The 24081-nt window shown below is 50.2% G+C and carries 20 protein-coding genes; 9 read left to right on the top strand and 11 right to left on the bottom strand.

Annotated elements, in window-relative coordinates; all coding sequences use genetic code 11:
- Positions 1–128: 128 nt before the first annotated feature.
- The 3 genes from ACJJI3_RS18090 (at position 129) to ACJJI3_RS18080 (ending at position 2698) form a co-directional block, all read left to right on the top strand.
- On the top strand, positions 129–809 hold the full coding sequence (locus ACJJI3_RS18090) for a hypothetical protein (RefSeq protein ID WP_444940473.1): 681 nt from the start codon (positions 129–131) through the stop codon (positions 807–809).
- 16 nt (positions 810–825) lie between these two features.
- A complete protein-coding gene (locus ACJJI3_RS18085) occupies positions 826–1536 on the top strand; it encodes a D-Ala-D-Ala carboxypeptidase family metallohydrolase (protein ID WP_444940472.1) in 711 nt (236 codons plus the stop codon).
- 82 nt (positions 1537–1618) lie between these two features.
- Entirely contained in the window at positions 1619–2698 is a 1080-nt protein-coding gene (locus ACJJI3_RS18080; protein WP_413663709.1) for an AI-2E family transporter, read from the top strand.
- A 73-nt stretch (positions 2699–2771) separates the two neighbouring features.
- Here the strand turns inward: ACJJI3_RS18080 and ACJJI3_RS18075 are convergent, their stop codons facing one another.
- On the bottom strand, positions 2772–3569 hold the full coding sequence (locus ACJJI3_RS18075) for a bestrophin-like domain (protein WP_444940471.1): 798 nt from the start codon (positions 3567–3569) through the stop codon (positions 2772–2774).
- A 158-nt stretch (positions 3570–3727) separates the two neighbouring features.
- On the opposite strand from ACJJI3_RS18075, the gene ACJJI3_RS18070 reads away from it, so the two are divergent.
- Complete coding sequence (locus tag ACJJI3_RS18070; RefSeq protein ID WP_444940470.1) at positions 3728–4249, top strand: peroxiredoxin family protein; 522 nt, start codon at positions 3728–3730, stop codon at positions 4247–4249.
- A gap of 67 nt (positions 4250–4316) precedes the next feature.
- On the opposite strand, the gene ACJJI3_RS18065 is transcribed toward ACJJI3_RS18070, so the two are convergent.
- A complete protein-coding gene (locus ACJJI3_RS18065; protein WP_444906941.1) occupies positions 4317–4652 on the bottom strand; it encodes a PAS domain-containing protein in 336 nt (111 codons plus the stop codon).
- A 200-nt stretch (positions 4653–4852) separates the two neighbouring features.
- Between ACJJI3_RS18065 and ACJJI3_RS18060 the strand changes: the two genes are divergently transcribed.
- Entirely contained in the window at positions 4853–6751 is a 1899-nt protein-coding gene (locus ACJJI3_RS18060; protein WP_444940469.1) for a hypothetical protein, read from the top strand.
- A gap of 69 nt (positions 6752–6820) precedes the next feature.
- On the opposite strand, the gene ntrC is transcribed toward ACJJI3_RS18060, so the two are convergent.
- From ntrC to glnA, 4 genes are all read right to left on the bottom strand, one after another.
- On the bottom strand, positions 6821–8227 hold the full coding sequence (ntrC, locus tag ACJJI3_RS18055) for a nitrogen regulation protein NR(I) (RefSeq protein ID WP_444926203.1): 1407 nt from the start codon (positions 8225–8227) through the stop codon (positions 6821–6823).
- A gap of 3 nt (positions 8228–8230) precedes the next feature.
- Positions 8231–9313 carry a nitrogen regulation protein NR(II) gene (glnL, locus tag ACJJI3_RS18050; protein ID WP_444918519.1) on the bottom strand — a complete coding sequence of 361 codons (1083 nt, stop codon included), beginning with the start codon at positions 9311–9313 and terminating at the stop codon, positions 8231–8233.
- A gap of 316 nt (positions 9314–9629) precedes the next feature.
- Positions 9630–10184, bottom strand: a complete 555-nt coding sequence (locus tag ACJJI3_RS18045; protein ID WP_444895769.1) for a DUF4124 domain-containing protein — start codon at positions 10182–10184, stop codon at positions 9630–9632.
- A gap of 188 nt (positions 10185–10372) precedes the next feature.
- Entirely contained in the window at positions 10373–11779 is a 1407-nt protein-coding gene (gene glnA / locus ACJJI3_RS18040) for a glutamate--ammonia ligase (RefSeq protein WP_108734896.1), read from the bottom strand.
- A gap of 325 nt (positions 11780–12104) precedes the next feature.
- Here glnA and thiI point away from each other — a divergent pair, with 325 nt between their 5' ends.
- The 3 genes from thiI (at position 12105) to ACJJI3_RS18025 (ending at position 18225) form a co-directional block, all read left to right on the top strand.
- Positions 12105–13586, top strand: coding sequence for a tRNA uracil 4-sulfurtransferase ThiI (thiI, locus tag ACJJI3_RS18035; protein ID WP_413663717.1), 1482 nt, complete (start codon positions 12105–12107; stop codon positions 13584–13586).
- A gap of 200 nt (positions 13587–13786) precedes the next feature.
- Entirely contained in the window at positions 13787–15595 is a 1809-nt protein-coding gene (gene typA, locus ACJJI3_RS18030; protein WP_282930811.1) for a translational GTPase TypA, read from the top strand.
- 533 nt (positions 15596–16128) lie between these two features.
- The gene (locus tag ACJJI3_RS18025; RefSeq protein WP_444940468.1) at positions 16129–18225 is read left to right on the top strand and encodes a glycosyl hydrolase family 18 protein; all 2097 of its coding nucleotides are present in this window, start codon (positions 16129–16131) and stop codon (positions 18223–18225) included.
- Positions 18226–19616: 1391 nt separating this feature from the next.
- On the opposite strand, the gene ACJJI3_RS18020 is transcribed toward ACJJI3_RS18025, so the two are convergent.
- Entirely contained in the window at positions 19617–20138 is a 522-nt protein-coding gene (locus tag ACJJI3_RS18020; RefSeq protein ID WP_444895764.1) for a macro domain-containing protein, read from the bottom strand.
- Positions 20139–20316: 178 nt separating this feature from the next.
- On the opposite strand from ACJJI3_RS18020, the gene ACJJI3_RS18015 reads away from it, so the two are divergent.
- Positions 20317–21399 carry a GGDEF domain-containing protein gene (locus tag ACJJI3_RS18015; protein WP_444895763.1) on the top strand — a complete coding sequence of 361 codons (1083 nt, stop codon included), beginning with the start codon at positions 20317–20319 and terminating at the stop codon, positions 21397–21399.
- A gap of 3 nt (positions 21400–21402) precedes the next feature.
- On the opposite strand, the gene ACJJI3_RS18010 is transcribed toward ACJJI3_RS18015, so the two are convergent.
- From ACJJI3_RS18010 to ACJJI3_RS17995, 4 genes are read right to left on the bottom strand one after another with little or no spacing between them, the layout of a single operon-like run.
- Complete coding sequence (locus ACJJI3_RS18010; RefSeq protein WP_444895762.1) at positions 21403–22173, bottom strand: VIT1/CCC1 transporter family protein; 771 nt, start codon at positions 22171–22173, stop codon at positions 21403–21405.
- Positions 22174–22184: 11 nt separating this feature from the next.
- Entirely contained in the window at positions 22185–22667 is a 483-nt protein-coding gene (locus ACJJI3_RS18005) for a GNAT family N-acetyltransferase (RefSeq protein ID WP_444940467.1), read from the bottom strand.
- Between the two features lie 35 nt (positions 22668–22702).
- The gene (locus tag ACJJI3_RS18000; RefSeq protein ID WP_444940466.1) at positions 22703–23470 is read right to left on the bottom strand and encodes a hypothetical protein; all 768 of its coding nucleotides are present in this window, start codon (positions 23468–23470) and stop codon (positions 22703–22705) included.
- A 13-nt stretch (positions 23471–23483) separates the two neighbouring features.
- Positions 23484–24065, bottom strand: a complete 582-nt coding sequence (locus ACJJI3_RS17995) for a hypothetical protein (RefSeq protein ID WP_444918527.1) — start codon at positions 24063–24065, stop codon at positions 23484–23486.
- Between the last annotated feature and the right edge of the window lie 16 nt (positions 24066–24081).

Genomic DNA, 24081 nt, shown 5'->3' with positions numbered 1-24081 from the left:
AGCGGCGGCTTTTTTTGTGGCTGATCCCAAGCCCGCAGCCCGTCGATTTTTGCGGCTATAGTGAGTAAACAGGCGCCGACGATTTTAGCGTCGGAGGAAAAACTCTCTCAGCAGCAATCGCGAGCACTATGTCCGCAGGTAACTCGTTTACTCGCTTCGAAACTCTGTTCCCACACAAGCCGCCCGGGCAAAGAGTCAATCGGGTGGTCGTCAGTGCCCTCACTTTAATACTCAGTGCCATCCTGTTTACCCTCTGGCTCTATCTATTCCTCTCCTCGCAAGAGAAGTCCTATGTCGAGCAGCGTGGCTATCGCCTCGCCAACGAGGAGACCTTTAACAAATTCCTGCGAGAGGGCAGTAACCGCTCCAGCGTACAAGCACTCAATCAATTGCTTCGGGACCGGGGTGTCGCCGAGGTTTTTCCTATTCGTGATCTTCTGCGACAGGGGGGGGACTGGCTGGAACTGGGGGAACCCCCATTCGCCATACCACCCAGGGACCAGTGGTCCAATATTGTGAAAACCCTCACCCTGGTGCGAGATCAGGTAATACCGCTAATTGGCCCTGTCACCGTAGTTTCCGCTTACCGCACTGATGCCTACAACCGAAAACTTGTGACCGAAGACCAGCCCCGCCACCGTGACTTTTGCGGGCTGGACTTAATTCCGAATTCCAATATCGGTAAAAACGAACTCGCTGAAGAGCTAAGCACACTGCACGCACGCCTCGGTCCCGACAGCAATGTCGGGATGGGCCTGATTGACGATGTCCTGTTTCATGTCGATACCTGTGGCTATCGCACCTGGTAATTGAGGGAGCTGCCCGATGGTTATGCAAAGTAACAAAGAGTGCGTAGAAATCGGCCAGCGTCAACTGCGCCGGCGGATCATCATCATTGGGGCAATCGCACTGGCGATTCTCACCGGTCTATTTGTTTTTACTTACGAACGAGCGCGCGAGGCTGATGACCGGATGAAATCCCCTATCGATATCCTACCGCTGCTAATGATCCCGGAGGTTTACGATATCCAGGGCTATCCGGCAGCTTCCGAGAGGGCATTCAGCCGCTTCCTGAGCAAAGGCAATAACCATGCACGCTTTACTCAACTCAAAAAATTCCTGCGCTCCAACCGGGTTGAACAGGTTGTACAACCCTATGAGCTATTGCGTCAGGGCAGTGACTGGCAGGATTTGGACGAACCCGCATTCGCCATCCCTCCCAAGGAGCTCTGGTGGGGCATCGTAAATACTCTGCGGGTAATCGAGCGGGAAATAGTGCCCCGCGTCGGCCCAGTAACAGTGGTCTCCGGGTGGCGCACAGTGGATTACAACCGTAAGGCCGGGGGTTCCAAGGGAAGTAAACATCTGCATTTCTGCGGGCTGGATATAGTTCCGAAAAAGAAGTTCTCCCGAGAGCAATTGGTGCCCGTACTGAGGGATATCCACAAGCGCAACGGCCGCGAGTGGCAAATGGGCCTCGGAATCTATCGGGGCATTCGATTTCACGTGGATACGTGCGGATATAGGCGCTGGTAAAACCCCACTGCATCTGCTTAGATAGAGCAAAAATTAGGCGCCCTACCACTGGGCTGCCGAAAGAGAAGCAGAGGAAGTCGCAGTGCAAGAAAAACTGGAAAGGCGCTCATTTATATTGACCTTATTATTGGTCAGCGTAGCTTTTTTACTCCTAATAAAACCCTTCTTTACCCCTATTTTTTGGGCTTGTGCCACCGCACTGATTTTCTACCCCGTGTACCGTCTGCTGATGCAGCGCTTTCCCAATTCGCCTAATTTAATGGCTCTGCTAACCCTGTTTATGTGTATCGTTCTATTGGTGATACCCGTATTGGTAGTGGCCACCTCTTTTATTAATGAAGCGGTAACTCTGTATCACCGGATCCAGGAAGGACAAATTGATGTTTCTAAATCCTTTGAGCAGATTCGCAGTGCTTTCCCCAGGGTTAACAGCACGCTCGAGAGTATTGGCGTGGATGTCGAGGAGGCCAAGCAGCGCCTGATGGGTGGAGTGATGAATGCCGGTAGCTTCGTCGCAAAAAATGCGATTGAGGTCGGACAGAATACTGTTAACTTTTTCGTTATGTTGGGCTTAATGCTCTACCTCACCTTCTTTCTGATTCGCGATGGTGAAAGACTGGTAAACCTGATTATCCACGCCCTGCCACTGGGTGATGAGCGCGAGCACCTTTTGTTGGCAAAGTTCGCTGAAGTCACTCGCGCAACCATCAAAGGAAATCTGGTAGTCGCTATTACCCAGGGCGGCTTGGGCGGAATTATTTTCTGGGTGCTGGGCCTACCGGCACCGGTCCTTTGGGGTGTTTTAATGACCCTGTTGTCATTGCTGCCCGCCGTCGGTGCCGCATTGATCTGGTTCCCCGCTTCTATTTACCTCTATGCTATTGGCGAACCCATGAAGGCAACGATTTTACTCGCCTATGGTTTCACCGTGATTAGCCTGGTAGATAACCTGTTGCGCCCAATATTGGTGGGTCGAGACACAAAACTCCCCGACTATTTAGTACTATTCTCCACTGTCGGCGGTCTGTTTATGTTTGGAATCAGTGGCTTTGCGATAGGGCCCTTACTCGCCGCACTATTTCTCGCCTTCTGGGAGATTTTTATGCGTGAGTTTGTGCATCCCGAAGATGTCTTAATGCCACAAAAACCTGAAGATCTTTAACCTGTTCCCCGGGGCGGAAAATCCTTAATTCCGCCCCATCCTATTAATATGCAAAGTCAACTCGCACAACAGCTCAGGGGGCAGCCTCCTGTAGCTCTTTCAGCTGCAAATTGAGATCGCTCATCGGCGACTGATCAACCAACAGTGCTCCCTCATTTGCCCGATCCAAATCCGCCACCAGTAAAATCACTGTTGAGAAAGTCAGGGCCAAAGCTATAACTACTTGAGCAGATCCCCCGCGACTTATACCCAACTGGTATCCAATTGCCAGCATCGCCAAAATGGTCATAAAGTACAGGGAGAGCCAGAGTGGACCCGGTATACGGTATTGCAGCCCAACCACAACCCTGGCGCGGTGCAGATCTACCATCCCGTTAACCTGCTCGGCAAACTGGCGTAAATAATCGGCGTTGTAATCCTGTGCGATGTGCGCCTCGATCATACGCCAAAGAGCCTGGTGAATTTCCTCACTGCGAGCTACATCTTCCGGAGTGACGGCGATTGATGGGTCAATATCCCTAAGATTTGCATATTCAGCTATTAGGTCTCGCGCCTTATCCTGCTTATCCAATTGCAGAAAGCTCGCATTTAAATATGCGGCCTGGATGGTATTGACCTCCTGCAACAGCAATGCCTTGCGTTCATTAAATCGGTCGGCTGTCATATTAAAGGTAAATGCCAAAACGAATGCGACCAGGCCCAAAGTGGCAGCTACCGCACTGCCCAGGGAAGAATCCTCCTTGATACTGGCATTCACTACCCGCCGCTGCCCCAGATAAATCCCCACAGCTAAAGCGCAAAGCACTACGGCAACTGAAATGGTATAGATCAGTGGAAGTGGCAGAGTATAGAAAAGGCTGTCAAAGCGCATTTAAGCCCCTGCAAAACGGCAAGTCCATAACGGTGCATTGACGCACCAATATTCTTACTTTGGCGCATAAAGCATAGCAGTTATAGCAGAGCTATTGGCCAGTTAGGCCTTAGGGCAGTAGCATAGGCGTATCGGTAAACTACAAGGAAAAAATATTCGTGAAATATCTGCTGACCCTCTTAATTACGGCGTTTATCAGCCTTCCCAGCCTCGCTCTGGAAGTTGGTGAAATGGCGCCAAATTTCACTCTACAGGGGTCTGATGGCCAAACCCACACATTGGCGGACCTCCAGGGAAAAAGCGCTGTTGTGATCGCTTGGTTTCCCAAGGCATTCACCCGTGGCTGCACCATAGAGTGTAAATCGCTCGCCCAAAACGGTCACTTGATCAAAGATTATGAAGTCACCTATTTTATGGCCAGTACAGATGATCTTGACGATAACACCCGATTTGCTGAAGAGAGCGAAGCGGACTTCCCGTTACTCAGTGACCCCACCGGTGAAACGGCTAAAGCGTACGATGTACTTATTCCCGTAATGAATATCGCCCGTCGCGTTACCATTTATATCGGTAAAGATGGCCGAATTAAAAAAATTGACAAGGATATTAAACCGGCAACCAGCGCAGAGGATATAGCGCGAACGCTTGGTGAATTGGGAATTAAAAAAGTTTCAACCTGAAGGGTAATCCAGATCAATTACTATAAATATCAAATAGCTCAAATTTTGGGCTATTTGTATTGCAAAATCACTTCTTAATAGAAAAAGAAATTCCAAAACAACATTGCTCTCCTTCAAAATCCGCCAGCCACTTACACACACTTAGATTAACTTCACCCAGGCTAGATTGAACGACATGCTCGAGAAGGTAATCGGGTTCCCCTGAGGAAAATACACGCTGGTCAGCTTCACGTAACGCTTTGGCATTCTCTGCCCAGGCCAATTGGACATCAGTTTTACCAACCACATCCTCTCCGGCCAATTCGCATATCCTTTGATTACCCCAAATATATTTCTCACTTTTATCTTTTACCCAAAACAAGAATGGAACGTCATCAACGACTTTCAATTCATCTCGAGTCATATAACACCTGTGGATTACTCACATTAAGCATTTAATAAAAATAATAATAGCTGAGTTAATCGACCCTATAAGTTCATAAAAAAATAAAAGGAAAACTTAGCTTTGCAACCTAATGCATGCGTACCACTATTATGCCGTGCAATTTAACTTCACAAAGGTATTATACGGCCAATAATTAATATTGAATATAGAGAGAGGTTATGAAGGAACTGACCAGACACCTAACAATACTAGCAGCATCATCGATTCTTGTTAGTGCATGTAGCGGAGGAGGAAGCAATTCATCTAGCCCAGAGCCGGCACCAGAAGAGTCATCAATTACCCTGCATGGAGTCTTTGACGAAAGCTTCTCTGAGTTTCCAGAAATAACAGTCAGCATTGGCGAAAGCCATTATACTGCCGAGCAAACAAACAACAATGAATTCACGGTTGAAATAGAAGGCGACCATAGCGACGAGCTAGTAACCATAATTGCGCAGGGTGCGGTCTCAGATGACTGGAGTTACAGTTTTAAATCCTATGCTGGGTCATTTAGTGAACTCTCGAGCCAAGCAATAAATAATGAAGTAAGCTACCTCAACAATAACCCGGGTTTAGTGTTAAACAGCTTATCAGCGTCGATCTCCAACCTTGCAGAGATATCAAACAACAACAGTGAAATCACAACCACTGAAGGCCTAAAAAAACATATTTTCGAAGTGCCTATGGAGGATGCTATTAATTTAGCTATATTCCTAAAAGGTGCAATTAATGAAGAGTTCTCAGACAACACGAACTTTTTCTTTCTCGAAGATAGATATTCAAATACGACAGACTTCATCAGAGATTATTCATTCTCAAAAGCCTATATAGAAGACATAATTCAATCAAATCAAGAGTATGCAGATGAGCTTCTACTGAAAATCCTAGACAATAATTACTCTCACCAACAGAATTACAGGCTGAATGAATCCTTAGAAACAATCTTTTTGACTGGAAGCTCAGGCAGCGACAATTTAATACCCGGGGTCATACAACTCAAGGAAGAATTACAAAATTCCGGCACAGCTAATTTTATTGGAATTGGAGAGTTCACTCTGTCACTGGATGAGGACGGTGACATTAATGGACAAATAGCTGACGGAGTAAGCTGGGGCAGGTTCAGCCTTCATAACTGTATAGATATTCGAAACAGCAACTTTAATACAAGGCATATTTATTCGACGCCATATAGCCAGGTACTGGAGATCAACCTCAATAGCACTTGTACAAGCCAGAGCGGGGAGCAATATGAATACAGCGAAAAAAGATACTTAAACACCATAAATACAAGTTATTCCGCCTCCTGGGAATCAATTCCCAGTCACTTTTCAACTAAAACTTACCATCCAAATTTCCACCAAAACTGCAACTGCAAATACTTCTCTGGAAAGTTCAGCATGGACTCTGAGAATACTGGTAAAGAGAAATTTGGGCCGGACCTAAAAGAAGAAGAAACATTTTCAGCAGTTCTAACTAATGAATTAGTCATAAACTACGAAAGTGGCCAACAAACACGTTACATTCCCATGAGTACATTCGGAAATGCGACCAGGGTCATTGCCGTTAGCACAGGTAGCGATGGCACAACAGATATATTTTCTAGTTTTTTGGTTGAAGAAGATGACACACTACTTGAGGCTCCTCCATTAAGAGTGGAGACTCACACTTCATTTCCAACTCCCAATATTTGGGCAGTCGTTTATTCCGATAATGGAACTATTCAACAAGAATTTACCTACCCTCTCGATCCATTCAATCCATTTTCTGACTATGACTGGATGACGGATGAACGCAAAGGCTCGTGGGAGATAGCAGCAGACGGCTCAATAGTTTCGAACCACTACTATGATCCAAATCTGGAAACGGAGGAGAATTCCACTGCTGCTTACCTGCCATCCTGCGAGGGACAATCTGAAGACTGCATACTATGGAAAAAAAGGCGATTACGACTTATCAATACCGATGAGGATATCTACTATCTTGAATCTTACCTTGAAATCTTCTCTTCAAGACTAGAAGAAGCCCAGACAGATTATAAAAACGGCTTCATTGGCCGCTTTAAAAAAGTAGATATCTAAAACCAGCTGCAATCTATTTTAATTGAAAAATGTGCTTGGAGAAAAATTTTCCCCAAGCACAAACTCTCTTTATTCCCCACCGATCTCCAATTCTTTTAGCTTCCGTGTCAAGGTATTTCTACCCCATCCCAATAGATCAGCTGCATCGCGTTTACGCCCAGCAGTATGCTTAAGCGCAATTTCTATTAACGCTTTTTCAAATGCGGGAACAGCCTCATTTAAAATTTCGCGCTGCCCAGAGGATAGGGCCTGGTCAGCCCACAAGCGCAGTGCTTTTTGCCAGTCTGCCGGTGTTTCTGTCGTCGCGCCCTGCTGATGCAACTCCTGTGGCAAATCTTCAATATGCACCTCGCGCCCAGAGGCCATCACGGTAATCCAGCGGCAGGTATTTTCCAGTTGTCGTACATTACCAGGCCAATCCAGCCCAGAGAGGTACTCCTCAGTTTCCTTGGTTAGGATCTTTGATTCCACCCCCAGATCTTTTGCCGCAGCATTAAAGAAGTGCCTCACCAATCGCGGAATATCCTCACGGCGATCCGCGAGTCTTGGAATATGGATGCGAATAACATTCAGGCGGTGAAACAGGTCCTCGCGAAATTTATGCTGACATACCAACTCTTCCAGATCCTGGTGAGTCGCCGCAATAATACGCACATCCACTTTCACCGGGGTGTGGCCACCGACACGGTAAAATTCACCATCAGCCAACACGCGCAATAACCGGGTTTGCGTATCTGCGGGCATATCACCAATTTCATCTAGAAACAGGGTGCCACCATTGGCCTGTTCAAAACGTCCGGCACGCTGGGAGCTGGCACCGGTAAAGGCCCCCTTTTCATGGCCGAATAATTCGGACTCCATCAGGTCCTTGGGTATAGCCGCCATATTCAATGCAATAAATGGTTTATCCCTGCGCGGGCTGTGATTGTGCAGTGCCTGTGCCACCAGCTCCTTTCCGGTGCCGGATTCACCATTGATTAAGACGGTGATATTGGAGTGCGACAGGCGACCAATCGCGCGAAACACCTCCTGCATCGCCGGCGCTTCACCAATAATTTCTTTATTACCCTGGCCATTCTCTGGCTCAACCTGCTCTTCAGCACGTTGCTCACTAGCGTGCATCAAGGCCCGTCGGGTTACCGCTACGGCCTCATCAATATCAAATGGCTTGGGCAGGTATTCAAAGGCGCCCCCTTGATAAGCGGCTACCGCGCTATCCAGGTCCGAGTGCGCAGTCATAATAATTATCGGCAAGCTCGGTCGTTCAGCCTGGAAGCGCTGTAACAATTTAAAACCATCGGAACCCGGCATGCGGATATCACTGATTACCACATCCGGTGAATCGCTATAGAAATCATCCAGGGCGCGGTCGCCACTCTCGTAGCACTGGGTATCAATCCCCTCACGCGATAGCGCTCTTTCCAGCACCCAGCGGATTGATCTGTCGTCGTCAATAATCCAAACGCGATTACTCATTCTCTAGGTTCCTGTATTTGCTAATTCGGTAGTCAGGGGCAGATAAATTTGGAAAATGCTACGGCCGGGTTGGCTGTCACACTTAATCAACCCCTTGTGCTGATTGATAATGTTCTGGGAAATCGAAAGTCCAAGACCTGAACCCTCGGCGCGGCCGGAGATCATCGGGAAGAATATCCGCTCGCGAATTTCCTCCGGTATGCCCGGGCCGTTATCTTCAATTTCTATACGGCAGACCAATGGGCAATTTCGGCGGCCAATGGTGAATTGGCGCTGGATACGCGTGCGCAGTACCATCTCCCCGCTACTGAGACCAATACTTTCATCGATAGCTTGCATGGCGTTGCGGGCAATATTAAGCAGCGCCTGAATCAATTGTTCGCTATCTGCGGGGACATCGGGAATAGACGGATCGTAATCCCTGCGAATTTGAAGCTCACCGATACACTCTGCATCCAGCAACTGGGCAACCCGCTCCAGAACCTCGTGCACATTAACCGGTTGCAGTACTACCGGCTGGCGTGGTCCCAATAAACGGTCAACCAGATTGCGCAGGCGATCCACTTCCTCGATGATAATCTGTGTATATTCGTCTAACTCCCGGTCCGGCAACTCGCGCTGCAATAGTTGTGCCGCCCCGCGGATACCACCGAGGGGGTTCTTGACCTCATGGGCCATACCGCGAACCAGGTTTCGTGTCGTTTCCTGGGCACTGAGCAGCGCATCTTCCCTGGCAATTCGCAACAGGCGATCCATCGGCTGCACTTCCACAAGTAGCACAGAAAACTCGGGGACCGGGCTGACTGAGTAATCCACGGTCCGGGTTTCAAGATTGTTCAACCTCCAACTGGCCCGGCGCACTGTATACTTCTCATTTTTGCGCAATGCTTCCCGCATAGCCTCATAGGCAGTGGGAGATTCTCGCACCACCTCCTCCAACTTCGAGCCTTTAACCCGGGTACTGGAGGCGGCAAACAAGTCCTCAGCAGCATTGTTCAAATAGCAAAGCGATAAGTTTTCATCCAGCACCAACACTGCGGAAGTCAGGCTATCGAGTAATTGGCGCAACTGGCGATCATTCAGCATTCACAAAATTTCCGATTCATTCCGAGGCTCTGACCAAACTCCCTTTGGTCACCCCCAGCAAACTAGCGCTGTATCTAGTCAGTGCAAAAAGCAAACCAAAATGGCGCATAAGCTGGCATTTGTAGGCGGAAGCAGCTTCAACCGGACACAATCAGTGCGCGATTAGCAACAACGGCATTGCGAGTATTCAGTCTCAGAAATAGGATGCCGCCGACCACAGAGAGAATGCACCATTAAGGTGCATAGGTCAAAAAACAGGCAGGCGGACTTTAGAGCGAAGTAAGGGGTAGCGGGAGCTTTGCACTCCCTCAAACATTCACCCCCGAGCTATCGGGCGCTTGACATGAATTGTGATCGTTTGCGACTGGGCCAATACTTGCCCTTTGGGCCCTAGCAGAACCGCCTTGAGCGTATGGGTACCGCGGACCAGGGCGGAGATATCCAGGGAGTTACCAGCCGAACTTCCCTGCCAGCGCTGCCCATCAATAACCGCATAAAAGCTAGCGCCCTCTGGATAATTGGGGGCCACATCCACCTGAAGCGCTATCAGTGTCTGCCCTGGCGGAATAGTCGCCTCATTAATTGGACTCACAATTCGAATCGATACCGGCCCCAACTCTCCATCATCACTTTTGGGCGACAGCTTTCTTGTGGGCAGCTGGCGGGGCAGCGCAATTGGCTGAATATTGATTGGGGCTAAATCCACTTTCTCTGAGTTGCCATTTGCCGGTGGTGTATCGCTAAAACTGACCTGGCCATCGGGCCCAACCACTTTGTAGATCGCGCCAGCCTCTTCATTCTCTTGAGAAGCCGCAACTGCCACCAGAGGCATTGCGAGTAACAGGGCCTTTAATTGCCAAAACCTTGCCATAGTGTTTTCGACCGCAGGGCGGACGCTCCTTTCTTCCCAGATCGGGCCAATGGGATATTCCTGAGCCTCCGCATAGCGGCACTCAATTCACTTCCACTGACAGTGTACTCGCAATAAAAAAGCCCGCACCAGGGTGGCGCGGGCTTTTCGAGAACAGCTCGACGGCATCATCGTGATGCCGGTCGCCATTACACGGAGTAGTACATATCGAACTCAACCGGGTGAGTGGTCATGTTCAGGCGCTCTACTTCTTCACGCTTCAGCTCGATGTAGGCATCGATAGCATCGTTAGTGAATACACCACCGGCTGTCAGGAACTCGCGATCCTGATCCAGAGCATCCAGGGCGCCTTCCAGGCTGGAAGCGACAGTCGGGTACTCAGCCAACTCTTCCGGCGGCAGATCGTACAGGTCCTTGTCCGCAGCATCGCCAGGGTGGATCTTGTTCTTGATACCGTCGAGACCCGCCATCAGCAGTGCGGCGAAAGACAGGTATGGGTTGGCGGTCGGGTCCGGGAAGCGAGTCTCGATGCGCTTGCCTTTCGGGGAGGGCACGAAAGGAATACGGATAGACGCAGAGCGGTTGCGCGCAGAGTAAGCCAGGATTACCGGCGCTTCGAAGCCAGGTACCAGACGCTTGTAAGAGTTGGTGGAAGCGTTGCACAGCGCGTTCAGGGCGCGAGCATGCTTAACGATACCGCCGATGTAGTACAGAGCAGCTTCGGACAGACCAGCGTAGGCGTCACCGGCAAACTGGTTTACGCCATCCTTGCTAAAGGACTGGTGAACGTGCATACCGGAACCGTTATCGCCAACCAGCGGCTTGGGCATAAAGGTCGCGGTCTTGCCGTAGGCGTGGGCAACGTTGTGTACAGCGTACTTGAGGATCTGTACTTCGTCCGCTTTCTTAGTCAGGGTGTTGGCGGCAACGCCGATCTCACACTGGCCAGCAGTACCCACTTCGTGGTGATGCACTTCTACGCGCAGGCCCATCTGTTCCATCGCAGAACACATTGCGGCGCGAACGTCGTGCAGGGAATCCACCGGAGGAACCGGGAAGTAACCGCCTTTAACGCCGGGACGGTGACCAATATTGCCTTCTGCAAAGTTGTGACCTGAGGACCAGGCTGCTTCTTCGGAGTTGATCTTGTAGAAGGCGCCGCCCATTTCGGCACCCCAGGTGATGTCGTCGAATACGAAGAACTCGGGCTCGGGACCGAACAGAGCGGTGTCACCCAGGCCAGTGGACTTCAGGTATTCCTCAGCGCGCAATGCGATGGAGCGAGGATCGCGCTCGTAACCCTGACCAGTAATTGGGTCGACGATGTTACAGCGAATGATAACGGTGCTCTCATCGGTGAAGGGGTCGAGGAAAGCGGTCTCGTCGTCCGGCATCAGGATCATGTCGGATTCGTTGATGCCCTTCCAACCGGCGATGGAAGAACCATCGAACATTTTGCCTTCTTCAAAGAACTCACCGTCAACTTCCGACGCAGGGATGGAAACGTGTTGTTCTTTACCCTTGGTATCGGTAAAGCGCAGGTCTATCCATTTCGCTTCACTTTCATTAATCAAACCGAGCGTTTTCGCTGACATTGCAGTCCTCCAGGTCTTGAAAAGTAATTGGTCGCTATGCCTTGCTGTCGCTGCCGGCATTCACTCTCTACCTGGCGTGAAATAAAGCAAGGAGTGTGCCAAATTAGGGCAATCGCCTCATAGTCCCGGTTGGCGCCGGTGCGAGCCCCAGCAAAGTGCTGACGCAGCCAGGATAGATGTATTGTGGCCGAGCAGCCACATAAATACGCACCAAAATAGAACATACTTGCTCTCGCTTCGCCCGCAAACAGTGCACAACCAACTTGGCTCCGGCTAGTTTATAATGCCGCACCTTCTATCAACATGCGGTACCCCACGGATTCCCATGCACTTTGTCGTCAAGTTTTTTCCAGAGATCACCATCAAGAGCAACCCTGTGCGCAAGCGCATGTCGCGCCAGCTCAAGGACAACCTGCAGCGCCTGCTGCGCCAGCTGGACGACCGTATCCAGGTGCGAAAGGATTGGGAAAAGATCGATGTGATCGCGCCCGATGCTGTGTCCCACCTGGGTGGACGTATCGAAGAGGTGCTCTCTCACACCCCCGGCATCGCCAACTTCTCCCGCGTGCGCCAGTTCCCCCTGGGCGACCTGCATGACATGTACGAGAAAACCCTGTCGGTATGGGGAGACGCCCTGAAGGACAAGACTTTCTGCGTCAGGGTTAAGCGCACCGGCAAACACGACTTCCAATCCCTGGATGTGGAGCAGTACGTGGGCGGCGGCCTCAACAAGAACACCGAGGCATCCGGAGTCAAACTGAAAAACCCCGACATCACCGTTAAGCTGGAGATCCGCCACGATAAGCTCAACGTGATCGAAGAGCAGCATCCCGGCCTGGGCGGCTTCCCCCTGGGCACGCAAGACCCGGTTTTGTCGCTGGTATCCGGTGGCTTCGATTCTACCGTGGCCAGTTACATGACCATGAAGCGCGGTATCCGCACCCACTTCCTGTTCTTCAACCTGGGCGGACGCCAGCACGAGTTGGGCGTGAAAGAAGTCGCCTACTACCTGTGGAACAAATACGGTGCTTCCCATCGGGTGCGCTTTATCACTGTGCCGTTTGACGAAGTCGTGGCAGAGATTCTCGAGCGGGTCGACGACTCCCATATGGGCGTCATTTTGAAGCGCATGATGCTGCGCGCCGCCGATGTGATCGCCAAGGAACTGGAGGTGGACGCCGTAGTCACCGGTGAAGCCATCGCCCAGGTTTCCAGCCAGACCCTGAAAAATCTGTCGGTGATCGACAGTGTTACCAATACCCTGGTATTGCGCCCACTGATCACCACCGACAAGACCGATATTATCCGCACCTCCCGGGCCATCGGCACTGAAGAGTTCGCCGCCAATATGCCGGAATACTGCGGCGTTATCTCGGTAAAACCCACCACCCGCGCCAAGATTGAAAAAGTGGAGTCCGAGGAAAACCGCTTCGATTTCACCGTCCTCGATCGCGCTATCAGCAATCGGGTGATGCAAAATATTGATCAGGTGATCGAAGAAGTCGATGGCGAAGCACCGGATGTGGAGATCCGCGAAGAGCCGGGCAGCGCTGTGGTTATCGATATCCGCCACCCGGATGAGGAGGAGCTGGATCCACTGGAGCTTGGCTGTGAGGTGCAGACTATTCCTTTCTACCGTCTCAACAACAGCTTTGCCCACCTGGACCAAGAGCGTGAGTACCTCCTGTATTGCTCCAAAGGCGTTATGAGCCGCCTGCACGCCTCACACCTGTTGGACGAAGGTTTTCGCAATGTGGGCGTGCTGCGCCCGCTGATTCCCCACAGACCGGAAACCATTAAGAAGTAACTTCTGCTCAAGGCGCGGGCAATTACCGCCCGCGCGGGTTTTAAAGCGATCAGCGCCCCGGGGCGGTGATTTTTTACTCAAAATCACTCCCAATTGTCATGCGGCCCCCCTATAATCGCCGCCTTTGGCCGGAATGCTGCTGTAGAAACCCCGCAGGCCCCCGCCCCGACTTACCAAGATTTAACGCCCAGAGGCCCCCAGTGATAGAGAATCTGCGCAATATTGCGATTATCGCCCACGTAGACCATGGCAAAACCACCCTTGTGGACAAGCTGTTGTCCCAGTCCGGCACTCTCGACCGCCGCGACGAAGGCGCCGAGCGCGTCATGGACTCCAACGATCAAGAGCGTGAGCGTGGCATCACCATCCTGGCGAAAAACACCGCTATCCGCTGGAATGACTACCGCATCAATATTGTCGACACCCCAGGGCACGCCGACTTCGGCGGCGAGGTAGAGCGCGTACTGTCCATGGTGGATTCAGTTCTGCTGCTCGTAGACGCAGTAGATGGCCCCATGCCGCAGACTCGCTTCGTAACCCAGAAGGCGTTTGAGCAGGGCCTCAACCCGATCGTGGTGATTAACAAGATCGACCGCCCCGGCGCTCGCCCCGACTGGGTGATGGACCAGGTATTCGACCTGTTCGACAGCCTCGGCGCCACCGACGAGCAGTTGGACTTCCCGGTTGTCTACGCCTCCGCCCTGAACGGCATCGCCGGTCTCGACGACACCGACCTGGCCGACGATATGACGCCGCTGTTCCAGATGATTGTGGACAAGGTTGAGCCCCCGAAGGTTGACCCCACCGGCGCCTTCCAGATGCAGGTTTCCGCTCTGGACTACTCCAGCTACGTAGGCGTAATCGGCGTTGGCCGTATCACTCGCGGTACCCTGAAGCCGAACCAGCAAGTGGTAGTTCTCGATCGCGAGGGCAACTCGCGCAAAGCCAAGGTCCTGCAGGTTATGGGTTACCTCGGCCTGGAGCGTGTAGAAGTGGAGCAAGCCAGTGCTGGCGATATCGTGTGTATCACCGGTGTGGGTGAGCTAAATATCTCCGATACCCTGTGCGATCTGGATACTCCAGAAGCCCTGCCCGCCCTGAGCGTGGACGAGCCCACCGTAAGCATGACCTTCCAGGTCAACGACTCCCCCTTTGCTGGCCAGGACGGCAAGTTCGTTACCTCGCGCAACATCAAAGAGCGTCTTGACCAGGAGCTGATTCACAACGTGGCCCTGCGTGTAGAGCAAGGCGACTCTCCTGATAAGTTCAAGGTTTCCGGCCGAGGCGAATTGCACTTGTCTGTCCTCATCGAATCCATGCGCCGAGAAGGTTTCGAGCTGGGCGTTTCCCGCCCCGAAGTGGTGCAGAGAGAGGTCGACGGAGAGATCCACGAGCCTTATGAAGAAGTGGTTATCGATGTTGAGGAACCTCATCAGGGGCCCATTATGGAAGAGCTGGGCCTGCGCAAGGCCGATCTCACCAATATGGAGCCCGATGGCAAAGGTCGCGTGCGCCTAACCTTTATCGTGCCCTCGCGCGGCATGATCGGCTTCCGCTCCCAATTCCTTACCATCACCAGTGGTTCTGGCATTATGACCAGTATCTTCGACCACTACGGTCCGGTGAAGCAGGGTGAGGTGGCCAAGCGCATCAACGGTGTACTGGTTTCCATGGTCAAGGGCAAAACCCTCGCCTATGGTCTGTTCGCACTACAAGATCGTGGTCGCCTGTTCCTGGGCCACGGCGAAGAGGTCTACGAAGGCCAAATCGTCGGTATTCACTCCCGTGGCAACGACCTGGTGGTAAACCCCACCAAGGCCAAACAGCTCACTAATGTGCGCGCGTCAGGTACCGACGATGCACTCACTCTATCACCACCCATTCGTCACACCCTTGAGCAGGCTCTGGAATTTATCGAAGACGATGAATTGGTAGAAGTGACTCCTAACTTTATCCGCCTGCGCAAGAAAATTTTGCAGGAAAATATGCGCAAGCGCGCGAAGAAATAATTAGTATTTTCTTCAACTTTAAAAAGGGCCCTCTGGGCCCTTTTTTGTTTTTGCCATATCATGACATCTTCAATCCCTGAAGAGGGACAATCAAAAACTTCTCCGTAGCAACATTTCATAGTAAAGAGGTGATTGATTAACTCGACAGAAGCCGTGCTGCACTAAACTGCAGGGAGGCTGCCTGCAAGAGGCCGTAAATATCGCTCGCCAGAATCCGGTATTTTTTTCCGATCTCTTACCCCAAAAAGAAAATTTATCTTCTTTTGATATTAAATAATCGACCATTTTTATCGTTGATCTGCTCAAATATTTATTCCTGGAAGGTGCAATTAAATTTATGCCCGCACTTTTTATTGTCCCCATCATAAAATTACAGCGGAAATAAATATAACCACTCAGCCACTACCCTCCGTGGCTTGCACATTTATTCCACATTTCCTCGCGGAACTTTTACCTCTCCATTTATTCAAATTTTTCCACATATAACGACAAATTTCTTTATACATAATTAAGACCTATGGGAGGTCAATCTAATGTTTTCTTTCCTGCAATCTCAGGATCGAACAAGGATGTTGGTGGGCAGCCGCAGTGAACGCGGATCTAAATTTGGGTTTAAATTAAAAGCTGCGGCGGCACTCGCAGCAGCAATCGCCATCAGCGGAAACGTCAGCGCACAAGAAACCTCTAAACGTGTATCTGCCTATTGGGCCGATTGGGAATACTGGGCCGACTCATCCTTCACCCATGACAACGTGGATTTCTCCAAGCTCACTCACGTTCAGTACGCCTTTGCCTGGAATGACGAAGACGGCAACATCTACTTTACAGACCCCTACGTTTTCTACGGCCTGGGCGCCCAATCATTTTCCGGCGGCGCCGGTGATGGTCCCGTAAAATGCTCGCCGCAATTCTGGCACCCCTACAGCCAATACGATTCCAGTATTCAGCCCGCGGTCTGCCAGGGCTGGAATGACCACGAATCAGGTTTTGTAAAATCGGTACATGACGACGGTGCCAAGGCGATCCTGTCTATGGGCGGCTGGACCCTCTCCCACAAAGTCTCTGAGATGATGGAGAGCGACACCGCACGTGCAGCCTTTATCGAAAATGCAGTGACACTGCTTACTGACTGGGATTTCGATGGTCTCGATCTCGATTTCGAATACCCCGGCTATGCACCGAACGGCGGACGCTCGATCGACAAAGAAAACTTCACCACCCTGCTGCAAGAGCTGCGCGCGCGCTTCGATGAGGTTGAAGCGGAGACCGGCAAAAATCTGGAACTGACCGCTGCCGTGGCCTGTGGCCCCTCGATTGCAGAAGAGGGTTATGATTTTGCTGCTGTGGGCGAAGTCCTCGACTATGTCAACCTGATGACTTATGACTTTGGTGGCGACTGGGATACCGTAGCCCAGCATACCTCGCCGCTTTACCCCTATGAAGGCCAGGTCAACGAAGGCTTCGACGCAGACAGCTGCCGCAATATGTGGATGACTGAGGGCAATATTCCCGCTGAGAAGATCACCCTGGGTATGTCCCACTACGGCCGCAGCGTGGCTGGCGCCACCGCAATCGGTGAAGCCGCCTCCGGACAAGACGTCGCTCACTGGGGCTCTGACACCGAGACGCGCTACTACCAGATCGTTGAGAAAATGCAGAGCGACTCTTCATTCCAGACCGCTTACGATCCCGAGGCCGTCACCCACTATGGTTGGTTTGAGGATGGCGGTTTTATCTCTTTCGAAGATACGACTTCTATCGCCGCACGCGCCCAATATGTGCTCGACCAGGGCCTTGGTGGCGTGATGATCTGGCAGCTACGCGGCGGAATGTTATTGGAGAACAATGAATACCAGTATCCACTACTTGATGCCGCACTCGAAGTTTTCGGACAGGGTGGCTCCAGTGATAGCGATACCGGAGACACTGGCGATACCGGAGACACCGGAGACACCGGAGACACCGGAGACACCGGAGACACCGGAGACACCGGAGACACCGGAGACACCGGAGATACCGGAGACACTGGAGATACCGGAGATACCGGAGACACTGGAGATACCGGAGACACTGGAGACACCGGAGATACTGGCGACACCGGAAGTGGCGGTGGCAATAATAATGGCGGAAGCAGCGCCTGCGTCGCGTTTGAGCAGCCCTATGCCGGCGACCCAGGTTATTCAGTCGGTGACGTTGTTGTCTTTGAAGGAGTCGCCTACGAGTCCACCCACGAGCCAAACTGGTGGTCTCCAGGTTCCGCGCCATCGCTGTGGACCGAAACCACCTGTCAAACTGAGGGCGAAGGCTCCGACAATGGTTCCGACAGCGGCTCTGGCGATAGCAACGACAATGGTTCCGACAGCGGCTCTGGCGATAGCAACGACAATGGCTCCGATAGCGGTTCTGACGACAACGCCGATAACGGTTCCGATGACAACACCGACAGCGATCAAGGTTCAGGTGAGACCGCTTCCTGCCCCGAATTCCAGCAGCCATATGCTGGTGACGAAGGCTATCAAGTTGGCGACCTAGTAACCTTCGAAGGCCAGGTTTACGTGTCTACCTTTGGACCCAACTGGTGGTCCCCGGCTAACGCTCCCCAGTACTGGGAGGCGAGTTCCTGCCAGTAACCTGGATACACTTTGGCCGCCTTCTCAGGGAAGGTGGCTCAATGTTTGTTCTAATAGAAGGGCCCTTATCGGGCCCTTTCTATTTATTATTTAGTCCGCGCTTAAAATAATTATTACGGCGCACCTTGTAAGATATGCATCACTTCACCAAAGCCATCCTTTGGCAAATTATTTCTCAACCAACGAATTCCATCATTTGTCAGATTTTGCTCATACTTAATTTGATTTTGATCTCGAAGATAAATTCTGAGCCTGGTGTAAGAGGCAATAAATCTCTGCAGCTTGTAATCAATTAAACTAATTTTTTATCATCCATTCTTAAAATGTATTTTGGAACCCAGCGGCTAGGTGCCGGACCAGTGCCAGTAGCTGTTTCAACCGCCTGAATTTGACTCCAATTATACTCTTTAGGAAAAAGGGAAAATAATGAGTTAAATTTCACTCCATTGGAGCTGGCAACAAAATAACTATTTATCCCCAAGACTATCAAAGATAAAAAAACGATAGGATTCTAAAATTTTTACGAATTGATTGCCTCAACCTATAGTCCCCAATATCTTAGACTTAACTCTTTATCAAGTTCTATTTTGGCTTAGGGATTAAGTGTGTAAGCAGCTTAAAGAAGGTCGCAAACAATATTATAGAAACAAACATTACTGACCGCATTGATAAAATATATCCCTCAGTAGTAAGGCCTGCCAAGATAGCGTTCTCAGATAAAGACTGTTCTCGCTGAGATACTAAAAATTTAAAATAAGAAGTAACTATAAGAGCCACTAATGAAAGTGGTAAGCAGAATGACAATCCAGTCCTACTTACAGTGAATAATAACGCGCTGGCTATTCATAGGCGGCATGGGAAACTGTAAAAAAAGAGGATTTCTTTTCATTTTAGGGGGCACTCACCCCCGACACAAAGCACATCTATGCCCTATGCCTTCATAGATATTTTGTTCTTGTATGCAGACTTTGCAGTGGTCCATAGTTACTAAAATTTTTAGGCTTAAAAAATACATATAAAAATAATGCATATTTATTAAATTATTGACAACTATCTTTAGCGAATAGATGACTCATTACAACTAACGATTTCAATATTTAGCACGTTAGAACTAAATAGTTAGATGGAGCCATAGCACTTAATAATCAACGGAAGAGTTAGAAAAGACTGTATAGCACCTGAATAACTCTCAATTCATGAGATCAGAAGACGACTTGGTAAGTTATTGCTTGTTAGACTGGCATGCCGTGGTTCGATCTGCCTGCACCGCAGAACTACTGTATATACGCCACATTAGGTTATTGAAGGAACCATTAACTGCATGGAATCAATAGTGCTTAACTAAATAATTAACACAATAGGCTGTATCCCATTCAATTACCCGTGACACATCAATTATGGCCATAAAAGCGCTGCTCAACTTTCTGCCACTGCGCCAATGCAGTTTGTGAGTGCAAACAAACTGTGAGTCTCTCGAACCTTGAGGCATAAGCGCGTAAAACGGCCAACCCCTGATGTGCTGCAATCTCGTGAGGGAAGCGGTTAGTGCCAGCTCCCAATGCCGGAAACAGTATCGTTTTGCAGCCGCGCTCTATCGCCAACTCTAAAACACTTTCATAGCAGTGCCTCAACAGAACTATGGCCTGGCTCCCCCATTGATCGCCACTGCTCCACTGGGGCGTAACAGTATGCAATAAGTAATCGACCGGTAAATCATAGGCTCGAGTCACGCGAGCTTCACCAACTGGGCATGCTCTTTGATTGGCACATTGGGGGGTTAACCGAGTCCCGCACTGGGCATAAATCTGCGCTGAAAGCCCCCGCCCCCGAATAAGATGCTTGTGTGCCGGACACACCAGAGCATCTCCACGCATCGTCAAGATATCGCCAGAAGTCAGTTGAATTTGTGTCACGATTTCTCAGTTCTAAAGTTTGAGTTACTGATACTGTAGCTTGCTACTTTGGTCGGTGACAGATTCCCCCTATACTCACCATTGCTTCACTCCGGCAGTGGCTACCAGCATAGTTGTATGATGCAGGACGGTCCCGAGCAAGCGGAAGGTTGCAGTCGGTATAGCAACGGGAATGACTATGAGCTCAGGGTATAACAATCAAAACCCCGCGATATCCACCTCTATTGATGAAGTGCAGCGCATAGATCTGCGCAGACGGATATTGGCCTCCTCTTATATGCTGATATTCGCTATGGCTATCACCGGAGCCATGGCGATCATCGCCCTTACTGCAACTAATATCCTGCAGGCATCGACGCTTTTTATCGTCGCGGTGGTTATTTTATTTGCATATATCACTGTCAACATTATCGGTCCTACCGAGAAAACGCCATTATTGGTGGGAATTCTTTTATTGGCGCTGTATTTCTACTTACTAATGACTGGTGGTGTAAACAATACCGGATTGATGTGGGCAGTTATGCTGGTCCCCGGATTTATCAACCTTTACGGCTATAAAACCGGCACCACTGCACTGCTCGGCATAGGTCTCGCTACGGCAGCAATCCTGTTTTATCCGGATTTCCCAGGGCTCACGGCCAAATATGATACGGCCTATCGTGCGCGTTTTATTGCAGTATTTGGTGCACTCACGGCTCTAACTGCATTACTTGACAGTAGCCGTCACCAAACTCAACAGCTCCTCCAGCGATTAACAGGTGAATTGGAGACCTATGCTGCCACGGACACATTGACCGGATTAGCGAATCGCAGAGAAGCATTTCGCGCCATTCATGAATTAGAACGCCGGAATGATGAGCTGAAAGATCAATATGTCATCCTTATCGGAGACTTAGATAACTTCAAGACGATCAACGATACCTACGGGCACTCCTTTGGCGACCGCGTATTACAAGATGTTGCCAAGATACTGAAAAGTAACACCCGGTCTGAGGATATTGTGGCGCGCTGGGGCGGCGAAGAATTTTTATTGCTATTGCCGAATACTGACTTGAAAGGCGGCAGTGTCCTTGCAGAAAAACTTCGTCGCAGAGTATCCACCCTCAGTCGCCGCTATACACGCCCGGTAAAAATCTCAATCAGTCTCGGAGTCGTCGAAGGCAGCACCAATGGCAAGCCACTCAATCAGCTATTGGCCGAAGCAGATAAACGTATGTATCGAGCCAAGAATGGCGGGCGCAACAAAGTGGTAGCCGCATAAATATTAAGTCACCAAGTGGCGCAGTAGATAGCCAACGACGAGTGCCAGGGCCGCTGCGCTACTGCCAAAAAACAGAGTTTTTAAGCCCGCCACCAGCAGGTGGTGGGAAAACACCAGTCCTTTGCACAAGCCAATAGCAAAAAAAGCGCAGACCGACAGAACGGCGCTCGCATAAAATTGTTCGGCGGGATTAAGGCTGTGGAAAAGGTAGGGCAGCAGGGGAATAGCACCTACACACAAAAAAGCGGCGAAGGTTATCAGTGCCGCCCCCAGAGGCTTATGCTCTAAGCGGCTTATACCGTACTCTTCCGCCAGCATTGTCTCTATCCACAGCTTTTGATTCGCGGTGATAGTGGCAACAATATTGTCGAGAACTTCACCTCGAAATCCCTTTCGATAGAAAATTTGCCTGATCTCTTCCCGCTCTCCCTCGGGAATTAAAGCAATATGCTGACGCTCTGTACGCATAGCCGCGGCTCGTTGCTCACGCTCCACACTGGCAGCTTCATAATTGCTTACCGCCATGCTGAAACCATCAGCGATAAGATTGGCAAAGCCCATCACAAGCACAACCGCTTCGGAGAAGCCTGCACCAAAAGCGCCTGCAACAATGGCAAAGGTAGTTACGCAGCCATCTATCGCTCCCAAAACAAAATCAGAGAGCCACTGTGACTGTGGACGACTTCGCAAGCGCGCCTCAATACGCTCCGGTCGATGCTCCTCAATTAGCGCTTCCCGGCTTTCCTGTTGGTGTTTTGGGTTTTGCCGGTCCATAACCAGGCGAACTACTGTAAAAACCGCTGCATAACATAAGCATCTTGCAACCTTCCCAAAGGATCGGTAAATGCTCTATCTAGCGTTTTGATAATAGTGAAGCCCAGCTCGGTATAAAGGGTTATTGCGGGCTCACTGTCGCTGGGAACGTAGTTGAACTGCATTTCCAAATAGCCGGCGTCCTGGGCCCTGGCGATTGCATGCTGGACCAGTGCACGATCTACACCGCGATCGCGCACATCCGTGTGCACGAGAAAGTTGGCTGTCGCGACATGGCTATGAATACCAGGGAAATTAACCCCTAATTTATACACCCCCAGCAAGTGAGGTAACTCTTCGGCAACATAAGTCTGTAAGTCATCATTAAGCCATTGAGCAGAAAACACTTCTCGACTGATCTTATGCGAGAACGGCAGATCCCCTCTGTTTCGCACAACACTAAAGAGGCTCCACATGCCTTCGAGATCACTCTCTATAGCCTGCCGAATATCCATAGAAATCCATATCTCAGACAGCTTGCCGCACTTGCCTAGCGCACAATGAAGCTCCCCCGATCCACACCGGTATTTCCAGTCTTGGGATCATAGGCATATAGCACAATTTCATAAACACCTGGCAAATCCGTCGCAAAGGGCGCACTAAAGATATTCATTGTCTCCTGTATCTCTAGCGGCACTCGAGCAAATGATTTGCCATCTCTTTTAACCAATGCCACAACTTCTATCTTACTGCCGTCCCAAAGCCCACCATCGGTAAGTGAACATCCGCACATCATTACCACATTAGCGCGAATCTCAAAGGGACTCTGGTCCAAACCTGTATAGAGATGGGTCTGTGGGCTGAGTAAATCTACCAACATTCCCGGAATTTCCACAATCAGCCCATTACCAGAAATAGGCTTTCCCGGAACCAGCCAAGTCTGTGTCTGCGCCACCACTCGGGCCTGCTTTTTGATATACGGCGCAAGAACTTCCACCGTCAGAAATACCGGCTCACTGATATTCAGTGTAGCGGTAAAATGTGCGGCGCCATCGGCGATAGATTGGAACCGCTCTCGGGGCGTTTTCATAATTCTGGTGGTGTCACCGGTGCTCCCTTGGGTAAGCCCCTTGGCAAGAATTTCCCCAGAATCTGCATCGCGAATAATAACCATGGCACCACCGATGGAGGAGCCAATAAACTTGGCATCCATGGCCTTGGCGCGCACGGTAATTTCAGTGGGTGTTGGCTCCGCCCATAAAGCGGAAGGAAACAGTTGTAATAGCAGAGCGACGATAATAAATCCTGAACGTCTCATAGATACTCCTCTCTTATACATTGCCCAGCAGATAATAAGCCCCAAAAATACCCACTCCCCAAAACACAGCCCCTACAGCCAACCAAACAAAATTCCAGGGAGTAAATCTCGAGTTAGCCTGTCCTGAAATATCTCCATTAACCATATTGGCAGCTTTCTGTCCCTCATAAAGTGGCCACAATGTAAAGGGTAAGAGAAGTATGCTTACTATATCGATCAATGAAATTACATCGGAGTAATAGGAAATCCTGTCGACAATAGCCCCGGCAATCGCAAAAACTACATATAACGTAGCCCAAAGTGCCGGCACCCAGCGGTAATCCACCTTATCAATCTCGATACGGCTTTGAATCCTGGAAAAAAGGGAATGAGTAAAAAAGATAGAGAATATCGCCCGCATAACCGGCCACATATTCTCTCCACTAGCACGCTGATATTCTGCCCAATGGCGGTAAAACCAATAAACTGAATAGATACCCACTGTACCTAGGCTCATTACCCAGAATTTGGTTGGTGAAACTATATAAAACTGCGCTTCATCTTCTGAAACAGTATCTAATTCAGCCTCTGGGGCAGAGTAAATATTTGAATCCATTGGGACTTTTCCATAA

The sequence above is a fragment of the Microbulbifer maximicatervae (SeqCode) genome, from assembly GCF_052466985.1.
The sequence above is the reverse complement of the archived record's forward strand: the minus strand, read 5'-3'. Positions and strand labels throughout refer to the sequence as shown.

Excerpts from the sequence above, each read along its gene's own strand:
- ACJJI3_RS18085 (WP_444940472.1), top strand. The coding sequence starts at position 826 with ATGGTTATGCAAAGTAACAAAGAGTGCGTAGAAATCGGCCAGCGTCAA.
- ACJJI3_RS18065 (WP_444906941.1), bottom strand. The coding sequence starts at position 4,652 with ATGACTCGAGATGAATTGAAAGTCGTTGATGACGTTCCATTCTTGTTT.
- ACJJI3_RS18005 (WP_444940467.1), bottom strand. The coding sequence starts at position 22,667 with ATGGATATTCGGCAGGCTATAGAGAGTGATCTCGAAGGCATGTGGAGC.
- glnA (WP_108734896.1), bottom strand. The coding sequence starts at position 11,779 with ATGTCAGCGAAAACGCTCGGTTTGATTAATGAAAGTGAAGCGAAATGG.
- ACJJI3_RS18015 (WP_444895763.1), top strand. The coding sequence starts at position 20,317 with ATGAGCTCAGGGTATAACAATCAAAACCCCGCGATATCCACCTCTATT.
- ACJJI3_RS18010 (WP_444895762.1), bottom strand. The coding sequence starts at position 22,173 with ATGGACCGGCAAAACCCAAAACACCAACAGGAAAGCCGGGAAGCGCTA.
- ACJJI3_RS18000 (WP_444940466.1), bottom strand. The coding sequence starts at position 23,470 with ATGAGACGTTCAGGATTTATTATCGTCGCTCTGCTATTACAACTGTTT.
- ACJJI3_RS17995 (WP_444918527.1), bottom strand. The coding sequence starts at position 24,065 with ATGGATTCAAATATTTACTCTGCCCCAGAGGCTGAATTAGATACTGTT.
- ACJJI3_RS18090 (WP_444940473.1), top strand. The coding sequence starts at position 129 with ATGTCCGCAGGTAACTCGTTTACTCGCTTCGAAACTCTGTTCCCACAC.
- ACJJI3_RS18060 (WP_444940469.1), top strand. The coding sequence starts at position 4,853 with ATGAAGGAACTGACCAGACACCTAACAATACTAGCAGCATCATCGATT.
- thiI (WP_413663717.1), top strand. The coding sequence starts at position 12,105 with ATGCACTTTGTCGTCAAGTTTTTTCCAGAGATCACCATCAAGAGCAAC.
- ACJJI3_RS18025 (WP_444940468.1), top strand. The coding sequence starts at position 16,129 with ATGTTTTCTTTCCTGCAATCTCAGGATCGAACAAGGATGTTGGTGGGC.
- ACJJI3_RS18045 (WP_444895769.1), bottom strand. The coding sequence starts at position 10,184 with ATGGCAAGGTTTTGGCAATTAAAGGCCCTGTTACTCGCAATGCCTCTG.
- ntrC (WP_444926203.1), bottom strand. The coding sequence starts at position 8,227 with ATGAGTAATCGCGTTTGGATTATTGACGACGACAGATCAATCCGCTGG.
- glnL (WP_444918519.1), bottom strand. The coding sequence starts at position 9,313 with ATGCTGAATGATCGCCAGTTGCGCCAATTACTCGATAGCCTGACTTCC.
- ACJJI3_RS18075 (WP_444940471.1), bottom strand. The coding sequence starts at position 3,569 with ATGCGCTTTGACAGCCTTTTCTATACTCTGCCACTTCCACTGATCTAT.